The organism is Lentzea sp. NBRC 102530 (genome assembly GCF_030269365.1).
In the GTDB taxonomy this organism is placed as follows: Bacteria; Actinomycetota; Actinomycetes; order Mycobacteriales; family Pseudonocardiaceae; genus Lentzea.
The window spans coordinates 1-21156 of record NZ_BSTF01000034.1 but is presented as its reverse complement, the minus strand read 5'-3'; the positions used below and the strand labels follow the sequence as shown (position 1 = coordinate 21156).

Here is a 21156-nt window from a genome sequence, read left to right as displayed (position 1 = left end):
TCCTCCATGTCACGCACGTGTGTAGCAGACACGAGCGGACTGACACGCCTGGCCTGGCCGCCATTGGCGTGTCGACTTCCTCAGTCGTCGGACTGAGGTCAGGGCCTCGGGGTCAGGACGACCCTGGGGCCCTTGTCGTTTTCAAGGGGACGGATCGACGCCGCACAACGACGCGATGCCGGGCAGTCTCACCCAGGTACGCGAGCGTTTCTCGCAGACACGACCGTCCTGTTTGCACTGATCACCCCAATGGACTCTTACCGGCTGGTTCTGCTGCGGAACCATGATCATCTGGTGTAGATACGCGCGCACGTACGCGCACGCGCGCGAGGTCTCATGCGCTTTTCGCCTGCTCAGGCACGTTGCGGCCAGTGGCTGGCGTCGTCGGCCAGGTCGCCGACTCGTCGCGGTGTAGCTCGTACCGGAGCATGAAGCGCCGGCTGTCGCGGACGGCGACGTCGACGGCCAGGCGCTCGTCGTCGTGGCCGAGCACGACCCGCGTCTCGACGAGGACGGGCAGCTGTTTGGGCATGAGCAGGTCGGCGGCCTCGTCCACGCTGGGCAGGCGCGCGATGTGCTGCACCGGCCAACGCACCGGGCCGTACCCCATGTCCTGTTCGAGTCGCTCGACGTAGCCGCCGGGGCCGGTGTCCGCCTCGGCCAAGGCCGTGCCGCTGGCGAGCGTCATCGGGATGTACGTCGTGGTCACCTGCATGGGTTCGCCTGGGCCGACAACCCGTCGGCGGACGACCACGTCAGCGCCCTGCTCGAGCTGCAGCAGGTCGGCGATCTCGTCTGGGCAAGGCTGTACGTCCAGCACGGGATCGCCGACAGGGCGCCAGTGGCCGGCGTGCTGGTTGAACAGGTAGCCGAGCTCGTTGCGGCGGACGAACATGCCGAGGTCGAGCGGTACGCGCGGACGCGTCCGTTCGGTGACGACGGCGGCGCTCTTGTGCTGCAGGAGGATCACCCCGCGGAGCGCGAGCACCGATTGCGCTTCGCGAACCACACGGTCGCTGACCCTGTAGTGCACCGCTAGTGCGCGCTGTCCAGGCAGCTTGTCGCCGACTTCCCACTCACGCTGTTCGATGCGTTGTTCGAGGTCGTTGGCGACTTGCAGGTACTGGTCCAACTCGCTCATCTCCTCCCTTGGGTGACTGCGGTACCGCAGAGCTTGACATCTGCGGTACCGCAGTTACAACATACCTTCAGAAGATCACCCATAGGAAGCGCCCCCAGGGCGGAGCTGCGAACTCCAGCCCTGGGGACTTGCAGACCCGTCATGAAGGGACGTGTCCGCCGTGCGTATTCGTACACCCAAACGAGGCCCGGATGATCACCGACGTGCCGAAGACCCCAATCGGAGTCCCGCGCTGTGCGTCATCTTCGGGGTGCTCGGCCTCCTTTTGGCCGTTGCACTGCTCGCCCGCGAAGCTGACAGCTCCGACGCGGCGATCAGCATCGGGGTGTGGGGCAGCGTCGCTGCTCTCACCGTTGGTGCCATCGCCTGGGGCACGCGGGGACGGTGGTTCTGGTGAAGGGCAACGGCGCGAAGCGGCGCCGCATCTTCATCTGGTCCGTCGTGCTGGGCGGCCTGGCGGCGCTCGTGCCGCTGTTCGTCGACCTCGGCGGCACGACCATGTACCTGGTCGCTGTGACCGCGAACGTGGTCGTCGCCAACCTCTTCGCGAAGGTCCTGTTCGGGGGTGCGAAGCGTTGACGACGCCCCGTCCCTCCCTGCCGCCGACCTACCCCGTGCCGACCCACGACGGCCTGATCTGGGTTCCGGTCCAGACCCACCTGCACCCCGTGCCGATCTGCCGGTACGAGCGGGTGCAGGTCTACCCGCTGACTCAGGTCCAGAAGCGCGGAGACGCGGGCAACATCCTTGAGCTGGTCACCAAGATGGCTCGGTGGCTGGTCCAGGACGACGAGATCGGGCTGCTGCCCGTGTTCGCCCACGACTTCAACCTTGCGATCGCCACCGCCCAGAGCTGGACGCGGGCTATCCGGGCCAAGCAGGTCAACCCGCAGAACTGGGAGACCGTGGTCGCCTGGGCCCGCGGACACAACGACTGGTCACCGTGGGGAACGACCCTGATCACGGAGCGCCTCGACGCTCGCAACCTCAAACCGCCGACCCCCGGCATGCCCTCTTAGTGGAAGGAACCTTTCCGGTGAGCACACCCGCCTTGAACCTGGGCGAGCAGGTCGACCTACAGGTGAGGGTCGGCGCGGTCCTGACCGACCCCGTCCTGACGGTCGACCAGAAGGTCGCCGCGGTCTACGCGGCCGCCGACGAGCTGAACGCGGCCCGTCCGGGTCGGCCCACGCTTCTGGAGTGGCTCGACGAGGACCCCAAGGCCACCGACCACACGGTCAAGATGGCGATGCGCAGGGCCAACGCACACGTCAGCGTCGTGCGGGAGCCGACGGCCGACGACACCGTGATCATGCCTCCCGTCCTCGTCGACGAGCCGGTCGTCGCCGAGCTGGTGGTCGACGCGCCCGTCGTCGAGCCGGTGGCGGCCGGTCCGGTCGTCACGACGCCGGCAACGGCGGCCGAGCCGGGCAAGCGGTCGGGGTACAAGGGGTTCTACGTCGTCGCGCTCATGAGCATCGGCGTCAGCGTCGACACGTCGTGGCGGTTCTTCGAGCACAAGCTCGGCATCACGAACGTCGTCGAGCGGGCGTTGTTGTTCTCGGTGATGGAAGCGGCCCTCATCGCGTGCGGCTGGGGAATGCGTGCTGGCGTTCTCCGTGACGGGAAGCCCGGCTACGCGCGGCTGGTGGCGTGGGCGCTGACGGCATTCGCTGCTTACGCCGCGCTCATGCTGTCCGGTCTGGGGAACGGTATCGCCCGCGTCGCGCTCGGGCCGGTGCTCGGCCTGGTGATGCTGCATCTGGCGCTGGGTATCGAGCTCCGCGCGACCCACCAGCGGACGACCACCTGGGCCCGCGTTGGCCGCGAACTGCGTGAGCGCCTGCTCTCGGTGCTGGGCCTCGGCGACGACCACCGTGACGCCCTCGCGCGGACCCGTGACCGGGCGGCGCTGCGGGCGGCGAAGCTGTCCCTCGCGAGCAAGTGGACGCCGTTCCGGGACCGTCGTCTGCGCAACGCGCTGCACGTCTCGAACGTCGCGCACGACGCCGTGCAGCGTGGCCGGATGCTGGCCGAGATCAACGTCCTCAAGCACGCGGCCGGGCTGGGCAAGTTGGACCAGCCGTCGCCGTGGCCGACGAGCGCGTCATGAGCACGCCGGCTGGGGACGGCACCCCGTCGATTGCCGAGATGCTCCGGCCGTTGCCGGGGTCGACGTCGACGCCGGCGTCTGCTCCCGTCGCCCCCGAACCTGAGGGGGACGAGGCGCCAGCTGGTGTGTCGGTGCGCCAGCTGGTGATCTGGTGCGCTCCCCCGCTGGTGGCCGCTGGTGGTTTTGGCCTGGCGCTGGTGTCCACCTGGGCGCTGGTGATCGGGCTGGTGGTGCTGGTGGTGCTGGCGCTGGTGGCCTGGCGCTGGCGCCACCAGCTGGTGAAGGCCTGGGGCGGCGCCAGCGGCACCAGCACCAGGCGTGGACCTGGTGCTGGTGCTGGTGGTCGTGGTGCTGGTGGATGGGGCTGGCGTGGTGGCCGTCGTTCTGGTGCTGGTGGTCACCAGGCTGGTGGTCTGCGTGGTCGCCTCACCCGTGGCGGCCGTGGTGCTGGTGGTGCTCGACGTGGTGGTGTTCGTGGCGCTTTTGCCCGTGCTCGCCAGGCGTTGTCACCAGCAGGCATCAAGCGGGGCGCCAGGGCGGCCGCTGGTGGTGCTCGGTCGATGTGGAGGAACACCAAGGCCAAGGCGACCTCAGCCGGACGACGGGTGGCTGGTCGGCTCGGTGGACGTCGTGCTGCCACCAGCGCCGCCAGCACAGCGCACGGTGCTGGTGGTGGCCGCGGCTCTCGCTGGCGGCCTGGCCGTCGCCGGTCCACCAGCGCTGGCGGGAAGCGCACCAGGCCTGGTGGCCGGTCCACCAGCGCTGGTGGCCGACGGTCCACCAGCACCACCAGCGCTGGTGGGAAGCGCACCAAGGACACCACCAGCGCTGGTGGTGCTGGTGCACCAGCTGGTGGTGGTGGTCGTGAGTCCGTCCTCGACGAGGACGAGACACACGACTGGGAACGAGAGCCCCGCTTCTGGTGGCGTCGCAACGTCGCCAGGGCTGGTGATCTCTGGTTCAACCTGGCGACGACCGTTGGTGACGAGGTGCGCGCTGGCGCGAACGGCCGGGTGGCAACCGCGTTGAAGACCCCGTTCGTGGGGCTGTTCAAGCGCAAGCCCAAGGACGAGGACGTCGAGCCGGTTGACGACGCCCCAGCGGACGAGTCAACGGTCTGGCGCTTCCCGGTCGCCAAGGCGCCGACGCGTGAGGTCGAGCCTGACGAGGACGCGCCGAACGTGTGGACCTTCGGCGCGTCCGTGCCGAAGCCCCGAACTGCGGACAGCGTGCCTGCGCGGTCCGTGAGCCCTGTTGTTGTTGCCCTGAGAGGAGACAGTCGGATGACCTCAGCAACCCTGGAATCGCTGGTCCCGGCGTTGGAAGACGCCTCAACTCCCCAGTCCAAGATCAACCTTCTGACCGAGGCCGCGGCTTCCCTGCGCAGGCAGGCTGACGCCAAGGACGAGGACGCCGACAAGCTCGAACGGACCGCCCAGACCTACGAAGGCCGTGAGGGCATGGCGGACGACGCCGAGCGGATGCGTGCCGAGGTAGTCAACCTCCGCACTGACGCGGAGACCTACCGGGGTGAGGCCCTGGCTGCGGACGAACTCGCCAACGGGATCAAGGTCTGATGTTTCCCCAGGTCAGGGGTCACGCGTTAGGGCGCGTGCCCCTGACCCTCCGCCAGCTCAAAGGAGCCAACGTGTTGCAGCTCAAGACGGCCAGCATCGCCGTCGCCGCAGTGAGCACCCTAGTGCTCGCGTTGATCGCGGCGGCGTTGTCCCTGCCGGTATGGATCTTCTACGCGGCGCTGGCGGTGCTCGTGGCCGGTGCGTTCCTGCTGATCAGCAAGGTTGTGTACGCCGGTGAGTACTTCGCGAAGTTCCACCTCTCGAGGCGGCAAGCCGTGCGGGTGTGGCTGCTGGGTGCCGTCCTGGCCCACGTCACCTGGCTGGTGATGTGGGTTCAGGCCCCTGACCTGCGCTGGTGGTGCGCTGGTGGTCTGCTGGTGCTGGCGTTCGGCGAGTACGTCCTGACCGATGTTGTGCACTGGTTACTGACCAGGCCGGTCAAGACGACGACCCTGTCCACCCGTGGTGACGCCGACGCTCAGACGGTGTCGGCACTGGTCACGTTCAAAAAGGCGTTGTCGCTTTCGGGCTTCGACTACCTCGACGTGCCGGCCGCGAACGTGCGCATGGTCTCGAAGGACTGCATGGCGTTCCTGGTGATGGTGCCGCCCAAGGCGGCGCAGATACTCCGCGACGAGGAAAAGGTCGAGGCGGGGAAGAAGACGGTCAGCCCGTTCGGGTCCGACGCCAACGAGCAAATCGCCATCAGCCTCCGGCACGTTACCGGCCGTCCGTGGCGGACCGACTGGGTCGAGATCAGCAACGTCGATGGGTACGCCGGCGTCTATCAGGTCACCGTGACCAGCCGGGACGTGCTCAACGACGTCAAGCCGTACTACGACCGGCCCGTTCCGCGGTCGATCCAAGACCCGATCGAGCTCTCTACCTGCGCTGATGGGACGCGTGGGTTCCTGCCGCTGGCGTCCGGGCATGGCGAGATCATCGCCCGGACCGGCCGGGGCAAGTCGAACCTGCTGACCAGGATCGCTGCGGACGTCACCCTGTGCGTCGAGGACGGCGGCGAGGCGGTGTTCTGGGCGTGTGGGCGCGGCAAGCAGTACGAGACCTGGGGTCAGTTCCTGCACAAGTACCTGGGCACCGGCCAGCGGATGCCGATCTGGGCAGTCAACGGGCAGCAGGACACCGTGCACATGCTCTACACCGTGTGGCTGATCATCCAGTACCGGCAGAGCGTGCCGCTTGACCAGCGCGGACGCCGTCCGATGATCATCGTTGCCCTGGACGAGGCGGCCGATGTTCTGCAGGACACCAGCGTCGGTGTGTACATCGGCAACCGGTTCCACACGGCCTCGGCGCTTTGGTACCGGTGCTCGCAGCGAGGCCTCTCCGCCGGCGTCCGCCTGGTCCGCGTTGGGCACCGCGGCACCAACGGCCAGGCTGGTGACCGTGGCGGTGACATCAAGTCGCAAAGCGCCTGGTCAATCGCGTTGGGAAGCGGCGACAAGGACGACATCGGTCGCGTCACCGGTAACCACAAGCTCAAGGCGTTGAAGACCCCTGGCGAGCTCTACCTCCGCCTCGGTGAGGAGGACTACCGGCGGCAGAAGGCCGACTACCTGCAGGAATTCGGCAAGGCCACGGCCCCGAAGACTGACGGGACCCCCATCCCTGAGATCGGGTGGGCCCGCAGGGACTTCGTGATCGACCTCGAACCGGGCGCGGAGGTGGCCGCCGGTCCCTTCTACGCGAACCGGTTCCAGCACGTCACGCCCCAGTTCGTGGACTACATGAGGCTGGACGCGGACCAGTTCGACGAGCTGGCGGCAGGCCCCGGTCCCAGCGGCGTGACCAGCATCAAGCAGACGGCGTACGAGTCCGCCAAGGCGAAGCTCTCCGCGGCGCTCGGGTTGGCCGCGAGCTCGTCGACGCCGGCGGTCCTGACATCGACGAGCTCGGCGCCGGTCACCACGTCCGTCCCCGCCGTGGTGACCGTGATGGAACGCCAGGACGAACCCACCTGGGCCGACCGCGTCGAGCGTCTGATCTTTGCGGCCGAGACCGGCCTGACGTCCAGCGAGATCATCTCGCGTCTGCAGAAGACGGGCGAGCTCGGCGGCAACCCCGGCGTCGTCCGCAACGCCCTGACGACGCTGCGGAACTCGGGCCGGATCGACCAGCCCGGCGGCCGCGGCAAGCCGTACACCAGGCCGCAGGTCGCGGCTTAAATGATCACTCACTCACACACTCACTCATCAAAGGGGAGGGGTCATACATGCAGGTAGAACGCGTGACCTCGCGGATGAGTGAGTGTGTGAGTGACCAACAACAGCGGGTCCGGTTGACCCGAGACGAGAAGAGCGGGAGCGTCTTTCCTCATGCGACCTGACACCCAGTACGCGCTATCCCTGCTGACCATCTGGTCGGTGCCCGCGCTCGTGCTCGTGGTCGCGTCCCGCGGCCGCGACGAGACGTTCGGCCAGGCGCTCAAGCGCCTCGACATCGCCCTCTACTGGTGGATGGCCGGCGGCCTGTTCGCCACCGGCGCCTGGTGGGCGGCCGTCGCGTGGTTCGGCCTCACGGTTCCGCTGATCGTGGCCGCGTGGTTCGTCGGCGACCAGCGCCTCAAGCGCACCGGCAGCGCGGCCAGGCCGACGCCACCGATGCCAGCGAAGTCAGCTCGCTAGTCCAAGCGAGAACGAAAGCCTCCCCCTCGACGAAAGGAGAAGGGAGGTGAGATCGACATGCCCGAAAGCTGTCCGCACACGTACTTCGTGGTCGTGTGCGGAGTGGCGACCTGCGAAAAGTGCGGTGCCCAGTGGAACATTTTCGGGGTTGGGGGTGGACCAGCCAGTTGGTACCTGGCTGGTCCGTGCTCAAGCCTATGACGGCGAAGGGAAAACGATCATGACCCAAGCCAGTGAAGTCGAAGCACCAGCGGCGATCAGGCACCCGGCGACCGGCCGGGTCGTCGACGTCGTCGCGGTCTACTCGACCGGCACCGGCGGTGTGGAACTCAGGGACCTGGACGGCAACCGGATCGACGTGGACGCGGCCGCAGAGGTCGAGGTCGTGCGCGAGGTCAGGCCGATGGTCAGTTGGTTCGGCGTGCTCGTGGGCCTGGCCGACGTGCTGCTCGTCGTGGTGGCGGTGGCAGTGATCAGCTCGGCGTGGTTGTCCTGAGCGCGGGACAACCAAAAACGAGGGGCCCCTCACCTAGGTGAGGGGCCCCTCGTCAGTTCTCGAAGTCGAACGTCAGCTGGTCGAGGTCGACGGCGACTGGTGCCGCACGGCTGGCGCCGTTGCGTAGGCAGTGGGCGCAGGTGACCGGGTCGTACGTCGGGCTGAACCTGGTCGGGTCCCATCCGCCGAGGCCGATGTGACAGCCGGGCGCCGGCACACGGAGCGGGATTCCGTCGATCCACTGCACCAGCTCGATGGAGTGCACCGCCAGGTCGCCACCACCGCGGGCGTTGGCTCCGTCTGGGAACCGTTCCTCGAGGTCGCGCAGCACGGCAACGACGAGCTTCACGAGGTCTGCGCGTTCTGCCACGTCAGAGGCCCATCTTCCCGGCGGCGTTGTGGGTGAAGCGTTCGAGCAGGCGGATGTACTCGAGTACCTGCTCGACGCGACGCCAGCGGCCTTGCTTCATGATCTCCAGCAGGCTGGCGCCGCCCAGGTGCGCGATCGTGGCGCCGCCGGCACGCAGCGAGTGACCGGCGTAGAGGGCGGGGTTCATGCCAGCGGCCGCGACGGCGACCTTGATCCGGCGGGCGACGTCGCGCCCGTCCGGGGTCAGTGCCCCGCCGACGCGGCCGGCCTTGCCGACCGCGCGGAGCAGCGGTCCGGTGGCGTCGCCCAGGCGGTCACGCCATACCTCGTACTGCCGGACGGGATCGGTCGCTGGGTTCTTGCCGCGGGGGATGACGACCTCAGCACCCCGGCTCATGCGGTCGGTCTTGCTCGACGCAATCCACAGGACGAGTCCCTCGTCGGAAACCTCGGCGTGCTCGTGTCCGAGCGCAGCGAGCTCGGAGCGGCGCAGCATCCCGGCGATGCCGAGCGTGAACATGCACGCGTCGCGTTCGGCGATCGTGGGGTGCGGCCGCCGGGTGGTGCCGAACCGTTCCTGTTCCAACATGCTGATCAAGATCGGAAGCGTGACGGGTGCGACGCGGCGCTTCTGCTTGCTGGTCCGCTCGTACAACTCGCCGCGGAGCACCTGCAGCGCGAGCGTGGTGTCGGGCTGACCGCTGTGACCGCACTCCCGGTGCAGCCGTCGCACCGCGGCGATGCCCTGCTCGATCGTGGCCGTGCCGATGCCAGCGTCCGCAAGCTCGGCGACCCACTCCGCCAGGGTCTGCTGGGTTGCTGCCTCGGTGCCGACGCCGGAGCGGCGGCCGGAGACCTCGCACCACGGCACCCAGGCCAGGTGCGGCCAGGGCGCGGCGGCCGCGCCGTGCTTGCCGTCCGGACGTCGGGCCTTGCCGAGCAGCAGCCGGTCGTACGCGCGCAACGTGTTGGCTGGCGTGGACCTGGCGATGCGGTCCCAGGCCGCCGCGCTGAGCTGCTCGTCGACGCCGAGCGTGCGGTCGTCGACGAGCGCGGGCAGCTGCACGCGCTCGTCGACGAGCTCGCCTTCGAGAACCGGTTCCGTCACGGGCTCAACTGCGCGCGGCGGGGACGCCGGCCATGTCCAGGGCAGTGTTGACCGCGCGGGTGATGAGGGTCGTGACGTCCCACTCCGCACCGTTGGGTCCAGGCTCTCGGATAGCGCGCGTGATCTCGGCAAGGTTCGCGCCCTCGCCGTCCTTCACGATCTGGTCAAAGATCCGGTCGCGTAGGCCGTCGTCGTGGCCCTCGCCGTCGAGGGCGCTCTCGATCTTTTCGAGCATGACCTCGGCGGCGTTGGCCCAGTCGCGGTGCGCGCTGGGGATGTCGATCTCGTCGGCTTGGGCGTCGGCACGTTGTTCGGTGATGAAGTCAGCAAGTGCCGTAGTGAGAATGAAGTACGTGTGTTCCTCACTGACGAGGTCAAAGCGCACCGCGCGGGGTGCTCCGTCAGCTATCGCGCGAGCCTGTTCCGTTCTCATCAGCTGCCCCTGTTTCGATCTTGGAACGGCCATCAGTTAATGACCGATAACGAAGGTTACCGGTCACAACGACTGGTGTCGTTAGATCGAACGGGGTGTCGTACTCAGTCGGTGCCTGTCGGCTCCAGTCGGTTCGCTTCGAGGTAGCCGAGGACCGACTGCGCGCGGACGCGGACCGCGCGGCCGACTCGGGACGCGTCGAGGTCGCCAGCGGCGACGAGCCGCTCGACGGTGCGCGTGGAAACGCACAGCAGGTCTGCGACTTCCTTGATCGTCCAGCTTCGGACGTTCGTCTCGTTGGCCGTCTTGGGTCGTGCCACGGCGGCCTCCTTTCAATCAACACTGAAGTGATCGGGATATGCGAAAGGGCCCGGCACCCCCCGCGGTGGGGGCGCCGGGCCTTCGTGATCAGGCCTCGACGACGGTGAGGTCGACGCCGTAGCCGGCGCCGTTGCCGTTGCCGCCGGGGAACACGGTGATCGCGCCCATGCTGAAGCGACCTTGTCCGCCGGCGCTGTCGTTGGCGCTGAACGCCGTCATGGGTCCGGCGATGATGCCGCCACCGCCGGCGCCGCTGTCCCAGTACGAACCCTCGCGCGGGTACCGATCCGGGAAGTGGACCGTGGCGATGTACCGGTGTGCCGCGGAGAGCGCGACGGCGTCGGTGAACTCGACCTCGATCCACCCTGTTTCGGTGTCGAACGTGAACGTGACGTCCGAACCGGCGACGGCGGTCTGGTCGGTGACCCGCCAGATTCGGCCGGTGACCGGGCCCGTGAGGTTGGTTGCGGGGCGGTAGAAGTGGAGCTTCGTCGCGAGGACGTCGACGTCGAAGTCGAGCACCACGCCGACGTTGATCGCCAACCCCTCGGTCGCCGAGCTCGACGGCCCCGCCTCGGCCGGGAACAACCGGTAGGTGGTGACCGGGGTATCGCCGGGTGGCAGGAAGCGGTTCGCGTCCTGGTCGTGGTGGAAACCAAAGATCGCGATTGGTGATGTGGTGGTGCCGGACGGGCCGCGGACGTAGAGCGACGAGCTTCCCCCGCCGGGCCCGATGCCGATCCCGGTCGGGGCCGCGGGCTCGGAGTTGATCCGGCCCAGGAAACCGATCTGGCCCTGGAACCTTCCGTCCGGATCGTTGATGTGCACGCCGGCGGTGGGCGCGTAGATCCACGGGACGAGGCCGTTGTACGCGTAGTCCTCGATGTCGACGAAGTCGATGTGCCCGGTCCACCCGTGGATGGGGACGACGCCGCCGTCGGGGCCCTCGCCGCTCGGGTCCCAGCCGCTGAAGCCGTTCGGGCACTGCTCCACCTTGAGGTGGTGCACCTTGCCGTAGTGCGAGCACAGCCGCCGCGTGAACACGCCGACCTTGCACCGCAACGTGATGGCGGTGCGGAGCTCGATGTGCTCGGTGAGCGGAACGCCGGCGTAGTACCCCTCGGTGATCAGGCGGTCGAGGGTGATCGAGACGTTGTTGTTGGACCTCGGGAGCAGCAGCGCCGCGCCGGTCGGGTGGGTCGGCTCGACGACGAGGTCGAGCACCGACTCGACGTCGAAGCGGACGCGGTCGATGCGGCACGTGCTGATCTGCTCCAGGTTGACCGCGCACAGCGACGGGTTGTCGCTGGACCGGATGATCACGTTCTCGATGCTGAAGTGGATGTTCGAGAACGAGTTGCCGCTCGGGTCGGTGGCGTCGGCGTCCGGTCCGCCGATGGCGCACGGCAGACCCGTTGTGGGCGACCAGGTGTAGACCGTGTTGCCCGAGTCGAAGAACAGCACGCCGGCGGTGTTGACCTGAGTCGGCGTGCCGCCGAGCTCGGCCGTGCGCACGACGTAGGCCTCACCGGCGGACACGATGCCGTAGGCGCGCTTCGGTGCGGTACGGGAGACCTGCGGGAGCGCGAACGCCGCGCGGGCCTCGTCGGCGCTGACAGGCACGCGTGCGGTGTTCGACAGGTCGACGCGGTAGGTCTTGCCGAACGGGATGAGCAGGCGGCCGACACCGAACGGGTTGGCCAGCATGGCGTTCCACGCCGCGAGCACCGGGGCGTAGTCGTCCGCGACGCCGTCGCCCACCGGGTTGCCGTAGTCCTCGGGCGAGTACAGCGGGCCGGTGAGCAGCTGCAGCGACGTGTTCCCGGACGCGGCGTCTTCGAGGTCGGCCAGGCGGTCGTCCAGGTCGACGAGCTCGGCGGCCAGGCCGGTGATCTGCGCGACGCTGTGCCCGTGGCCCAGCAGCGAGTACGTGGCCACGGTGGTCGGGGTGACCGCGGGCGCGACGGACGCGAGCTCCAGCGTGCCGACGTGGTTGTACGGGACCTCGATCTCAAACGGCGCCTCGGTCCACGCGTCCGTGACCGGGGTGACGGTGTAGGTCCAGCCCTGCGGCGAGAGGTCGGGGTCGTTGGTGGCGGGCAGGTTGACCGTCGCCTCGCCAGTGGCCGGGTTGAGCTTCGCGCGGAACCGGCGGCGGCCGAGGACCACGCCGCCTGCAGCGTCGCGCAGCACGTGCGGCATGTCGAAAAAGACGTCGCCCGCCGAGGGCGTCCCGTCGTCGTCGTTGTGCAGGACCTTGACGTGAACGGGCACCAGGGTGAGCACGGCAGGTAGCGGCACCGCTCCCCCTCTCCGGGATGCGTTGGGGTGGTACGAGAAAGGCCTCGGCCCCAGACCCGCGTGGGTCTGGGGCCGAGGCCTTGGGGTGGTGCTACTTCGCGGCGGTGCCCGGCGCGTACTCGGGAGCTCGCGGCACGCCGAGCAGCACGACGAGCACGGTCTTGCTCACCGCGTCGACCACCTCGGCCGGCAGGAACTTCGCGAGGAACTTCGGCAGGTGCATCTCGACGACGCGCACGACGGCGTAGACGGCGGTGGTGACGACGGCCAGGCCGCCGGCGACGAGCGCGGCGACGAGGGCCGGGTCGCTCACGGTGGCGACGACGTCGGCCGCCAGGCCGCGGGCGGACAGCCACGCGACCAGGCCGCCCCACAGTGCGGGCAGGCCGGTGCGGACGAGCGAGATCAGGAAGTTGAGCACGTGCGTTCTCCTTGTTCCACAGGGGAAAGAGGCGGAGGTTGGGCTGCTGGGTTGTGGGTCAGCCGTGCTCGGCGAGGCGGCGCAGGCCGAGGCTCGCGAGGACGGCGGCCGCGGTCTGCTCGGGCAGCCGCGTGAGGATGTCGGCGAACGAGGCGCCGAACGACGCGGCGAGCTGTGCGGCCTGCTCGTCGGTCAGGGACACGCTGACCGGGTCGACGAGCGACGGGCCGTAGACGCCGGACGCGTTGAACATCTGGCCCCACATGGACGCCACGGCGTTGACCATGCTGGTGTCCCACACGGGCTTTCCGTCCGCGTTCACCTGGTCGCTCTCGCCGACCAGGACCTGGGCCCGGTACGCCCAGACGGCCTCGGCGATCTCCTGTGCTGACGGCATGTCGTCTCCGATCACTTCGTACTGTTCGACCAGGTCGCATTCGACCCAGACGCCGGGGGATGACTCGATGTGCACGCGGCCGTTGTTCCACTGGTAGAGGTGGATTCCGACGGCCTCGCCGTTGGGGCGCTTGAGGTTCACGCGGTCGCCGCAGAGCCAGTAGACGTCGCCGATGCCGCGGTCGTGCGCGGACAGGACGATGTCGGCGAACCCGTAGACGCCGCCGAGGAAACCGGCCTCGCGCACCACGCGGGTGGCCTCGGCGAAGAACGCGAGGCCGGTCTCGACGCTGTAGCCCTTGCTCGCGGCCCAGCCGTCAGCGGTGAAGAAGATCGGATCTCCCGCCTGGTAGCCGAGATAGCGCGCGTAGGCGACGGCCTCGGCGCCGTACGCGCGACCAGCCGCGGCGCCACCGGCGGGATCGTTGGTGTACTTCTGGAAGATCAAGTACGACCGCTTGCCCGCGGCAAGATGCGACTGGTACTCGCTGCGGTCGAGGTAGGACAGGCCCTGACCCTTGAAGTTGGCGTAGCGCAGGACGAACTCGACCGGGAAGCGTGCGCCGTTCGCGCGGTTCACCGACTGCGTGAGCCGGTCACCGTAGATCGGTCGTGCGCTCCAGTCGGCGCCGTACGCCAACAGCGTGAGTGCTGACATGCAGACCTCGCGTTTCCGTTGCTGGGCATGGAAAAGCCCCCGCCGGTGACGGGGGCCGGGCGTGCTGGGCTACTTGACGAACAGGGCGACGAGGGTCGTCACGAGGCCCGAGGCCAGCACGGTGCAGAGGCCGACGAAGATCGACCCGCGCACGCTGATCCCGTGCCGGTCGTCGGCGGTGTTGCGGGTCTTGAGCTCGCCGACGTCACTCTCGACGTGGTCCAGGCGGACGCCGTGTTCTGCACGCAGAGCGGCGATCTCGCTGCCCTGCGCACTCTGCAGGGCGAACACCTGGTCGAGCTTGGCCTCGACACGGCCGAACGCGCGCGCGGTTGCTTCGTCCACAGACCGCCCCTTTCAGCTGGTGGAGTGGTCGTGTGGTCGGACTAGAAGGTCGCGGCCTCGTACGAGAACGTCAGGGCGATCGCGTCGAGGTTGGCCCAGGTCATCGGAGTGCCGGCGTCCCACTGTCCGCCGGTGCCGTTGCCGGTCACCGTGCAGTAGGTAGCGCCGGACCAGACGTTGACGTCACCGCCACGGTTGGCGGTGCCGTTGTCGAACCCGTACGCGCTGCCCACCCAGATGGGCAGGTTCGTGAACCCGCTGTAGGTCGCGGAGGTCTCGGGCAGCGTGAACCGGAACGCACCCGATCCGAACGTGGTCGTCGACCCGACCAGCAGGTTGATTCGCACGGTGACGGTCTTGCCGACCTTGGTGTACGAACCGGCGAGGCTGCCGTTGCCGATCGACGGGTTGGACGTCGCGCACGTCCACACCGGCGTGTACGCGGTCCACACCGAGCCGATGGCGGCGTTCAGCGCCGAGGCCGTGAGCGGTTGTCCTGCTGCGAAAGCCACGGGCTCCCCTCTCTACAGGCCCAGGTACACGGCGTAGGCGACGTGCACCTCGGCACCGGCGGCGTGGCCCTTGACGATGTTGTTGACCGACCTGGCCGAGGCGGTGAACGTCTGCGGCGAGGACGTGCCCGTGATGGCGGACAACGTGATCCGCTCTCCCCCGACCAGGATGTCGAGGGGGAAGTGGGCGGGGTTGGTCGTCCACAGGTCGAGCGGGTTTGACGTGGTGACCTGCCACGACGTCGCCGAGTCGGAGATGCCGGTGGTGAGGCTCGACGAGTCCGAGTCCAGGCGGCCGTACACCGTGTCGTCCAGGACGAAGATCCGGTACGGCGACGCCGGCGCGCAGACGAGCGTCATCGAGTGCTCGTGTTGCGTGATGGTCTCGCGGTAGCCGATCACGAGCTGGTCGATGTCGGCGAGCACGCCGAGCTCCGACACGTTCTCGATCACCAGCCGGTCGCCGAGGTCGAGGTCGAGCAGGGCGAGCAGCTTGGCGGCGTTGCCGCGTAGGGCGTGGCCGTGCAGCTGCAGCTGCACGGCCGGGTACCGGGTCTCGTCGACCGTGCCGAGGTGGCCGCGCCACTCGGCGATGCCGGGCAGCTGTCCGTCGGTCTGCACGTTGACGGTGACCGAGTCGCGGTAGACGTCGGCGCCGCCCTGCTCGATGGGCAGCGCCGAGAGCCGGCCGGTGGTGACCCTGTGCCGGTAGCTCCCGCCGTTGCTGCGCTGCACCGTGATGTCGTTGCGGGTGTACCGGTCGTCGTCGACCGGGCGCCACTCCGGAGCGATCTCCCCCGCGCTGTAGTCGAGGGTCACCCGAGGTGTCTGGTTGTAGAGCGATCCCAGCGTCCGGTAGCGGTACCCGATCCGCGCGCGCTGCTCGAACAACATGCCCTGATCGACGCGTGCCGAGTCCTCCATGTTGGACAGCAGAGACGCAATCTCTTGCGGCCCAACGCGTGGCGTGCTCAGTGGTGCTGGGTCGGGGCCGATGTATCCGGGCTCGACCACGCCGACCCAGTCGAACGAAACGCCTTCCTCCTCGCACAGCCGTTCCATCCGCTGACCGGCGCGCTCGCTCGTGTTGCCGAACGCGGCCTCGTGAATCGCGCTCGCGGGCGGCCAGAAGTTCCACACGGCGATGTGGCCGACGGCGGTCTGCCGGGTGGCGTTGGTCGGAGAGCTGAACTGGACGCGGACCAGCCCGCGCAACCCCATACCGAACTGGGTGTGCGTAGCGGCGAACTCGCCGTCCACGTAGAAGAACATCGCCGTGTCCGGGCCGATGTGCTCCGCCTCGAGTTGGTAGGTGTGCCAGTCCTCGGCGTCCTCCTTGCTCGCGAACGTGTGCGTCAGGATCGCGGCGGACACGCCAGGTGCGGTGAGGTAGATCGTCAGCACCGTGGGCGTGCCGGGGTCGACGATCGCCGCGAACTGCATGTGGTCGTCGACCGTGGAGAACAGGTTGAACGAGCCGTCCTCGACGGAGAACCGCTGTGCCCAGGTCAGGAACCACCCGGAGTCCCGCGTGCGGGGCGAGAGCTCGCCGACCAGGCTCCCGCCACCGGTGAGGGTGGGAAGCGCGTCGCTGCCGGGCAGGGTGGAGTCCGACGCCCACGTGATCTTCCCGGCGGTGGTGCCGGTGGTGGGCGGCGTGAACGCCAACCGGCCGGCACCGTAGACGGCGAGCACCTCGCCGGTGACCTGGCGGAACTTGTCCTCAAGCGGCCAGTACGCGACCGGCTGCAGGCCGGTGAACTGGCGGGCGCCACTGGAAAGCGCGCGACGGTATGGGCTATCCAGCGGAGCGGCGCCCTGCGTGCCTCGCCGCTTGGGCCCGGACGCGGTCACGGTGGTCGTGATGTCCGTGCTGGTGATGTTGCGCGTTGCGGGCCAGGACGACACCTCGCCGGCGAACCTGGGGTGCCGAAGCTCGAAGTCCTCGTAGCTGATCACCATCGGCGCGTTGGTGTTGCCCGCGACCAGGGACGTGCGGATGCCAACCCAACCAGGCTTCCCCGCGAGGGTCGGGCGTGCGTTGTCGACGTCCTCGTCGGTGAACACGAGGTCCCACGCGTACGGCTCAGGATCGGCCGCGGGCCAGATCTTCGCCCGCAGGGTGCGGCCCTCGATGCCGAACGCGACGCGCAACGCTTGTCCGGTGTGGACCAGGCCGGGCACCACGTAGGGATCGAAGAACAGGATCGAGGCGCCGGCGTGGGTCCAGAAGTCGAGCGAGATCGTCTCGTCGGCGCGGATGTTCAGGCGCAGCATGTAGTACTCGGCGGCCGCGCCCTGGCCGTGCAGCATGATGTTCGCCGGGGCGACGGCGCCGCCGGTGACGTTGCTGGTGGGAAGGGTGAACGTGACCCGTGCCTCGACGTTGTCGACGTCGAGGTCGGCGAGGTAGGCGATGCGGATCTGTCCGGCGGCGGGGATGTTCACGGTGCCGACGCCGACGGCGACGTCGTAGTCGCCGGCGGTGCCCGTCGTCGACCAGGGGTAGACGCCCTGGCCCTCGACGTCGTCGGTGCTCCCCCACCCGTCGACCACGTTCGTGCCGAACCCGGACGAGGCGACCATGAGGGACACGCGCAACGGGGTGTTGCGGCCGAGCGTGCCGAAGTAGGCGCCGTTGGGGTCGCGCGGGTTGTAGTCGCCGTTGCGGTCGTCGAGCGTGACGCGGCACGTCTGCGGCGGCGAGGTGTCGTCCTCGCCGCCGCGGCCGCGGTCGATCGCGATACCGCCCTGGTAGCGCACGTCCCCGGTGATGTCGTGCCAGTCACCGGCGGCGTAGAGCTCGACCAGCGGGTCGCAGATGATCTCGGCACTCACTAGACGAACACCTCCCCGCGGCCGCGCGCGCTTTCCTTGAGCCACTCCCAGAAGATGCGTTCCAGGCCGGTCAGCCCGGCGCCGCTGCCGAAGTCCAGGGAGACGCGGACACCGGCGATTCCCCCGCCACCACCACCCCCGCCACCGCCCATAGCGCCGTAGGCACGGTTGGCCGCTTCGAGCACGGCGTCGCCACCGGCACCGCGGTTGATCGCCTGCAAGAACGGCAGGTGCTGCGCGGTGGCCTCGCGGTTGACCACGAACTCTTTCGGCGTGAGCATCGCCGGGACGCTGTCGACGTTGGCGCCCGTGCCCGGCACGATGCCGCCAGCGTTCTTCCCGAGGACCTGCGTCGGGTCGAACAGGTTGGCGGGCTTCTCGTTGGGTGACGTGCTGACGAGCTGCCGGATCCAGATGTCGATGGTCTTGCCGCGCATCGCGTCGACTTCGCGCTGGATTCCCTGGATCTTGCTCGTGGCCTGGTCATTGGCCTCGATCTTGACGACCTTACCGTTGGGCAACGTGATGATCGCCGTGCCGGTGCCGTCGATCGAGCGCGTGGCACCGAGCGCGGACAACGAGGCGTTGTCCATGTTGAGGATCATCGTCGCGAGCGCCGCGGGCAGCGGGCCGGTCATGTTCGCCGCAAGCTCCAACGCCTTGGCGTTGGTCGCGTTGTACGCGGCCTCGGTCGCCTCGATCGAGTCGCGGTTGTCGTAGTGCGCGGCGGCCTCGACGCCGGCGGCCTGGATCAGGCGCAGCGCCGCGGACTCCTGCGCGAGCATCGCGTCGCGCGCTTCCTTGGACTTCTTGCCGTAGGTGTTGATCGCCTCGGACGTGGCCTTGACCGAGTCCTCGTAGGCGAACTGGGCCATGCGCAACGCGAGGTTGTCGTTAGCCAGGCCGAGCGCGGCCATCTGCTGCTCGATCAGCCGCTCGGTGAGCGTCTTCGTGGCGCGCGCGGCGTCGTCCTGCGCGGTCTTCAGGTCGGCCTGGCGCTTGGTGAGGATCGCCGACGTGGCGGCGGCCTTGTCGCTTTCGGCGCCGTACTTCTCCACCGCGAAGCTGTGATCGGCCGCGGCCTTGGCGGCGTCCTGCTGGGCGCGCTGCAGCGTGGTCAGCTTCGAGCGCTGGTCGGTGACGGCCTCGCTGGCTTCCTGCGTGGTGGTGATGAACAGGTCGAGGATGCCGCGGTCGACGCCGATTTCCTCGGTCAGGAACTTGAACGCCTCGTCGTTGCTCTTGAGCTGCTCGGTGGCCTTGGCCGCCGCGTTGCCGCCGGCCTGCAGGGAGGCGGTGAGCTGGTCGACGGAGCCGAACGCGGCGTCCGCGGCCGCGGACACACCGAGCAGGGCGCCACCGGCGACGGCGCCGTACGGGCCGAGCATGGACAGCGTCGAGCCCAGCGAGCCGACGGCGCCGCGGAGCTTGCCGCCCTTCTCGCCGGCGACGACGGCCCGGTCGCCCCACCTGCCGACCACGTCACCGGCGGCGCCGAAGATCGCGACACCCGCCTTGGCCGACAACATCGTTCCGACCGCCACGCCGAGGATCGGCGCGAGCGGACCGGCCACGTCGAGGATGCCCTCAAGTACGCCGAGCACCGACGAGGCGGTGCCGAACAGCGCCGGCATGGCACCGGCGCCCAGATCTCCGGTGATGTCGGTCAGCTGTCCGAACACGCCGGTCAGCCGGGTCACGGTGCCGACGCCGTTGTTCGACAGGTCGGCGAGCAGACCGCCGGTCAGGCCGAGGGTGTCGCGGACGATGTCGCCGAACTCGTCGAACACGCGGCCTGCCGTGGGGGCGCCGCCGCGGATCTCGTCGAAGAACTCGCCGAGCCCGTCGCCCAGGTCGCCGAGGAACCCACGCATCCCGATGAACGCGGGCTCGCTGTCCTTGGTCGCGCGGATCATCGCGGGGATGGCGCGGCGGGCGAGCTGGTCGATGCCGGCGACCGTGTGGTCGATAGCCGGGGCCGCGGCCTTGAACCCTTCCTCGAGGTCGAGGCTGTCGAACGTGTTCTGAAGGGTCTTCGCCGCGTTGACGACATTCTTTTCGAGCGGGGCGGCCATCTCCTGGGCCCGGCTCTTGACGTGGTCGGACAGGTCGGAGAACGACTCCCGGACCTTGTCGTTGCTCGCGAGCGTCAGCACGGCCAAGCCGGCGAACGCGCCACCGGCGATGGCCAGGCCACCGGCGACGGCGACACCGGCGACGGGCGCGGCCGCGGCGAGACCCGCGAGCGCCTTGACGCCGATCTTGCTCGCGCCCTCCAGCTTGTCGCCGGCGTCGTCGGCGGCCTTGCCGACGTCCTTCAGGGTCTTGGATCCAGAGACGTCCTTGCCCAGGACGTTGATCGTGAGATCCTTTTCGGACACTGCGGCACCTACTTTCGCTGTGCTCGCATGGCGTCAATCAGCGCCCGTCCGAGCCGGTAGTCGGCGAGGCTCAACTTGTCCATCTCGTACGGCGGACAGCTGAGTGGAGGCATCCAGAAGTGGGGCCGGTACTCGGCTACTTCGTCTGCGAGGCGGCCTTTTTTCGCTCCGAAGCCGACGGCCGGCGCGGGCGCGCGGCGGCGGGCTTTGCCGCCGCGCGCGCCGGAGGGTCCGCGGGCGCGTCCTCCTGGCCGTCGACCTGGTCCTCGGCCTGGCCCTCGGGCGCGACCTCGTCGTCGGCGGTCTCGCGGATTCCGTCGATCGGCAGACCCTCGAAGAACTCGCGCCACGGAACGTGCTTGCCGTGGCGGCGCATGGCCAGCCACGCGAACGCCGCGGCACCGAGGCGGCGCTTGGCGTTGTAGAGGATCACGAGCTCGTCGAACAGCTTGCCGGTGGCCTGCTCCAGGGCGACGCCCTCGGCAAGCGTGAACTCGTTGCGGTTCCACTGGAACTCGCCGTGCCCGGCGATGTGAAAGACGCCCATTTCTGTTGCCCCTAAAGGATTCGATCGACGAAGTGCGAGACGGTGAGGTTGGCTCTGGCCAGGACGAGCGGGCCCTTGGTGCGGCCGGCGTCGTCGAACCAGGCGGGAGGCGCGGTCTGCTTCGCCCAGCTGTCGCGGTCACCGAAGATGGGGTGCCGCCACTCGCCGCGGTTGAGGTAGCGCGGAAGTTTGCGCTGGTCGTGCGGCATCTTCGATTGGGCCGCGCGCACACGCAGCGACGCCGACCGGGCGCTGACGGTGGTCTTCGCGGCGACGGCGTTGGCCACGGTGTCGCGCAGTCCCCGCGAGGCGCGGTAGATCTCCAGCTTGCGTTCCTCGCGGAGGATCTTCTTGCGGCCCAGCGCCATGCGGTAGCGGGCGAGGCGGGCCGAGGATCCACCGCGGCGGGTGGCCGAGCCCGCCTCACCATCACCCTTGATCTGCAGCGCGCGGACGTTCTTCTTGGCCTCGTTGACCAGCGGCGCGGTGGTCGCCCGCATGGCCTTGCCGAGCTCGCGGGCGATCTTGTTCTCACCGGCGGCCTTGAGCTTGC

The 21156-nt window shown here is 68.8% G+C and carries 21 protein-coding genes; 7 read left to right on the top strand and 14 right to left on the bottom strand.

Annotated features, from left to right (window positions below):
• Positions 1-334 precede the first annotated feature (334 nt).
• A complete protein-coding gene (locus tag QSK25_RS44220; RefSeq protein ID WP_285647596.1) occupies positions 335-1141 on the bottom strand; it encodes a GntR family transcriptional regulator in 807 nt (268 codons plus the stop codon).
• Positions 1142-1534: 393 nt separating this feature from the next.
• On the opposite strand from QSK25_RS44220, the gene QSK25_RS44215 reads away from it, so the two are divergent.
• The 7 genes from QSK25_RS44215 (at position 1535) to QSK25_RS44185 (ending at position 7972) form a co-directional block, all read left to right on the top strand.
• On the top strand, positions 1535-1720 hold the full coding sequence (locus QSK25_RS44215; protein WP_285647595.1) for a hypothetical protein: 186 nt from the start codon (positions 1535-1537) through the stop codon (positions 1718-1720).
• Positions 1717-2160: a hypothetical protein gene (locus QSK25_RS44210; RefSeq protein WP_285647594.1), complete on the top strand. Its 444-nt coding sequence runs from the start codon at positions 1717-1719 to the stop codon at positions 2158-2160. The genes QSK25_RS44215 and QSK25_RS44210 overlap by 4 nt, the downstream gene beginning before the upstream one ends.
• 17 nt (positions 2161-2177) lie before the next feature.
• A complete protein-coding gene (locus tag QSK25_RS44205; protein ID WP_285647592.1) occupies positions 2178-3254 on the top strand; it encodes a hypothetical protein in 1077 nt (358 codons plus the stop codon).
• Complete coding sequence (locus QSK25_RS44200) at positions 3251-4831, top strand: hypothetical protein (RefSeq protein WP_285647591.1); 1581 nt, start codon at positions 3251-3253, stop codon at positions 4829-4831. Before QSK25_RS44205 ends, QSK25_RS44200 begins: the two co-directional genes overlap by 4 nt.
• A 71-nt stretch (positions 4832-4902) precedes the next feature.
• Entirely contained in the window at positions 4903-7017 is a 2115-nt protein-coding gene (locus QSK25_RS44195; RefSeq protein WP_285647589.1) for a hypothetical protein, read from the top strand.
• A gap of 150 nt (positions 7018-7167) precedes the next feature.
• Positions 7168-7476 carry a hypothetical protein gene (locus tag QSK25_RS44190; RefSeq protein WP_285647588.1) on the top strand — a complete coding sequence of 103 codons (309 nt, stop codon included), beginning with the start codon at positions 7168-7170 and terminating at the stop codon, positions 7474-7476.
• 220 nt (positions 7477-7696) lie between these two features.
• Positions 7697-7972 (top strand): hypothetical protein, encoded by a 276-nt coding sequence (locus tag QSK25_RS44185; RefSeq protein WP_285647587.1) that lies wholly within the window; start codon positions 7697-7699, stop codon positions 7970-7972.
• A 52-nt stretch (positions 7973-8024) separates the two neighbouring features.
• On the opposite strand, the gene QSK25_RS44180 is transcribed toward QSK25_RS44185, so the two are convergent.
• The 13 genes from QSK25_RS44180 to QSK25_RS44120 form a co-directional block, all read right to left on the bottom strand.
• The gene (locus QSK25_RS44180) at positions 8025-8342 is read right to left on the bottom strand and encodes a hypothetical protein (RefSeq protein ID WP_285647586.1); all 318 of its coding nucleotides are present in this window, start codon (positions 8340-8342) and stop codon (positions 8025-8027) included.
• 1 nt (position 8343) lies between these two features.
• Positions 8344-9450, bottom strand: a complete 1107-nt coding sequence (locus tag QSK25_RS44175) for a site-specific integrase (RefSeq protein ID WP_285647583.1) — start codon at positions 9448-9450, stop codon at positions 8344-8346.
• 4 nt (positions 9451-9454) lie between these two features.
• Positions 9455-9835, bottom strand: coding sequence for a hypothetical protein (locus QSK25_RS44170; protein WP_285647582.1), 381 nt, complete (start codon positions 9833-9835; stop codon positions 9455-9457).
• 152 nt (positions 9836-9987) lie between these two features.
• On the bottom strand, positions 9988-10203 hold the full coding sequence (locus QSK25_RS44165; protein WP_285647581.1) for a helix-turn-helix domain-containing protein: 216 nt from the start codon (positions 10201-10203) through the stop codon (positions 9988-9990).
• Positions 10204-10291: 88 nt separating this feature from the next.
• A complete protein-coding gene (locus QSK25_RS44160) occupies positions 10292-12505 on the bottom strand; it encodes a DUF4082 domain-containing protein (protein WP_285647579.1) in 2214 nt (737 codons plus the stop codon).
• A 91-nt stretch (positions 12506-12596) separates the two neighbouring features.
• A complete protein-coding gene (locus tag QSK25_RS44155) occupies positions 12597-12926 on the bottom strand; it encodes a hypothetical protein (RefSeq protein WP_285647578.1) in 330 nt (109 codons plus the stop codon).
• Positions 12927-12984: 58 nt separating this feature from the next.
• Positions 12985-13980, bottom strand: a complete 996-nt coding sequence (locus tag QSK25_RS44150; protein ID WP_285647576.1) for a glycoside hydrolase domain-containing protein — start codon at positions 13978-13980, stop codon at positions 12985-12987.
• 69 nt (positions 13981-14049) lie between these two features.
• Positions 14050-14325, bottom strand: a complete 276-nt coding sequence (locus tag QSK25_RS44145; protein WP_285647575.1) for a hypothetical protein — start codon at positions 14323-14325, stop codon at positions 14050-14052.
• 41 nt (positions 14326-14366) lie between these two features.
• Positions 14367-14837, bottom strand: a complete 471-nt coding sequence (locus QSK25_RS44140; RefSeq protein WP_285647574.1) for a hypothetical protein — start codon at positions 14835-14837, stop codon at positions 14367-14369.
• Positions 14838-14849: 12 nt separating this feature from the next.
• Complete coding sequence (locus QSK25_RS44135; RefSeq protein WP_285647572.1) at positions 14850-17675, bottom strand: hypothetical protein; 2826 nt, start codon at positions 17673-17675, stop codon at positions 14850-14852.
• Entirely contained in the window at positions 17675-20056 is a 2382-nt protein-coding gene (locus tag QSK25_RS44130) for a hypothetical protein (RefSeq protein ID WP_285647571.1), read from the bottom strand. The genes QSK25_RS44135 and QSK25_RS44130 overlap by 1 nt, the downstream gene beginning before the upstream one ends.
• Positions 20057-20192: 136 nt before the next feature.
• Positions 20193-20603, bottom strand: coding sequence for a hypothetical protein (locus QSK25_RS44125; RefSeq protein WP_285647570.1), 411 nt, complete (start codon positions 20601-20603; stop codon positions 20193-20195).
• A gap of 11 nt (positions 20604-20614) precedes the next feature.
• Positions 20615-21156: hypothetical protein (locus tag QSK25_RS44120; protein WP_285647568.1), on the bottom strand; the 542-nt coding region annotated here is incomplete at its 5' end.

Excerpts from the sequence above, each read along its gene's own strand:
- QSK25_RS44125 (WP_285647570.1), bottom strand. The coding sequence starts at position 20,603 with ATGGGCGTCTTTCACATCGCCGGGCACGGCGAGTTCCAGTGGAACCGC.
- QSK25_RS44150 (WP_285647576.1), bottom strand. The coding sequence starts at position 13,980 with ATGTCAGCACTCACGCTGTTGGCGTACGGCGCCGACTGGAGCGCACGA.
- QSK25_RS44220 (WP_285647596.1), bottom strand. The coding sequence starts at position 1,141 with ATGAGCGAGTTGGACCAGTACCTGCAAGTCGCCAACGACCTCGAACAA.
- QSK25_RS44190 (WP_285647588.1), top strand. The coding sequence starts at position 7,168 with ATGCGACCTGACACCCAGTACGCGCTATCCCTGCTGACCATCTGGTCG.
- QSK25_RS44185 (WP_285647587.1), top strand. The coding sequence starts at position 7,697 with ATGACCCAAGCCAGTGAAGTCGAAGCACCAGCGGCGATCAGGCACCCG.
- QSK25_RS44200 (WP_285647591.1), top strand. The coding sequence starts at position 3,251 with ATGAGCACGCCGGCTGGGGACGGCACCCCGTCGATTGCCGAGATGCTC.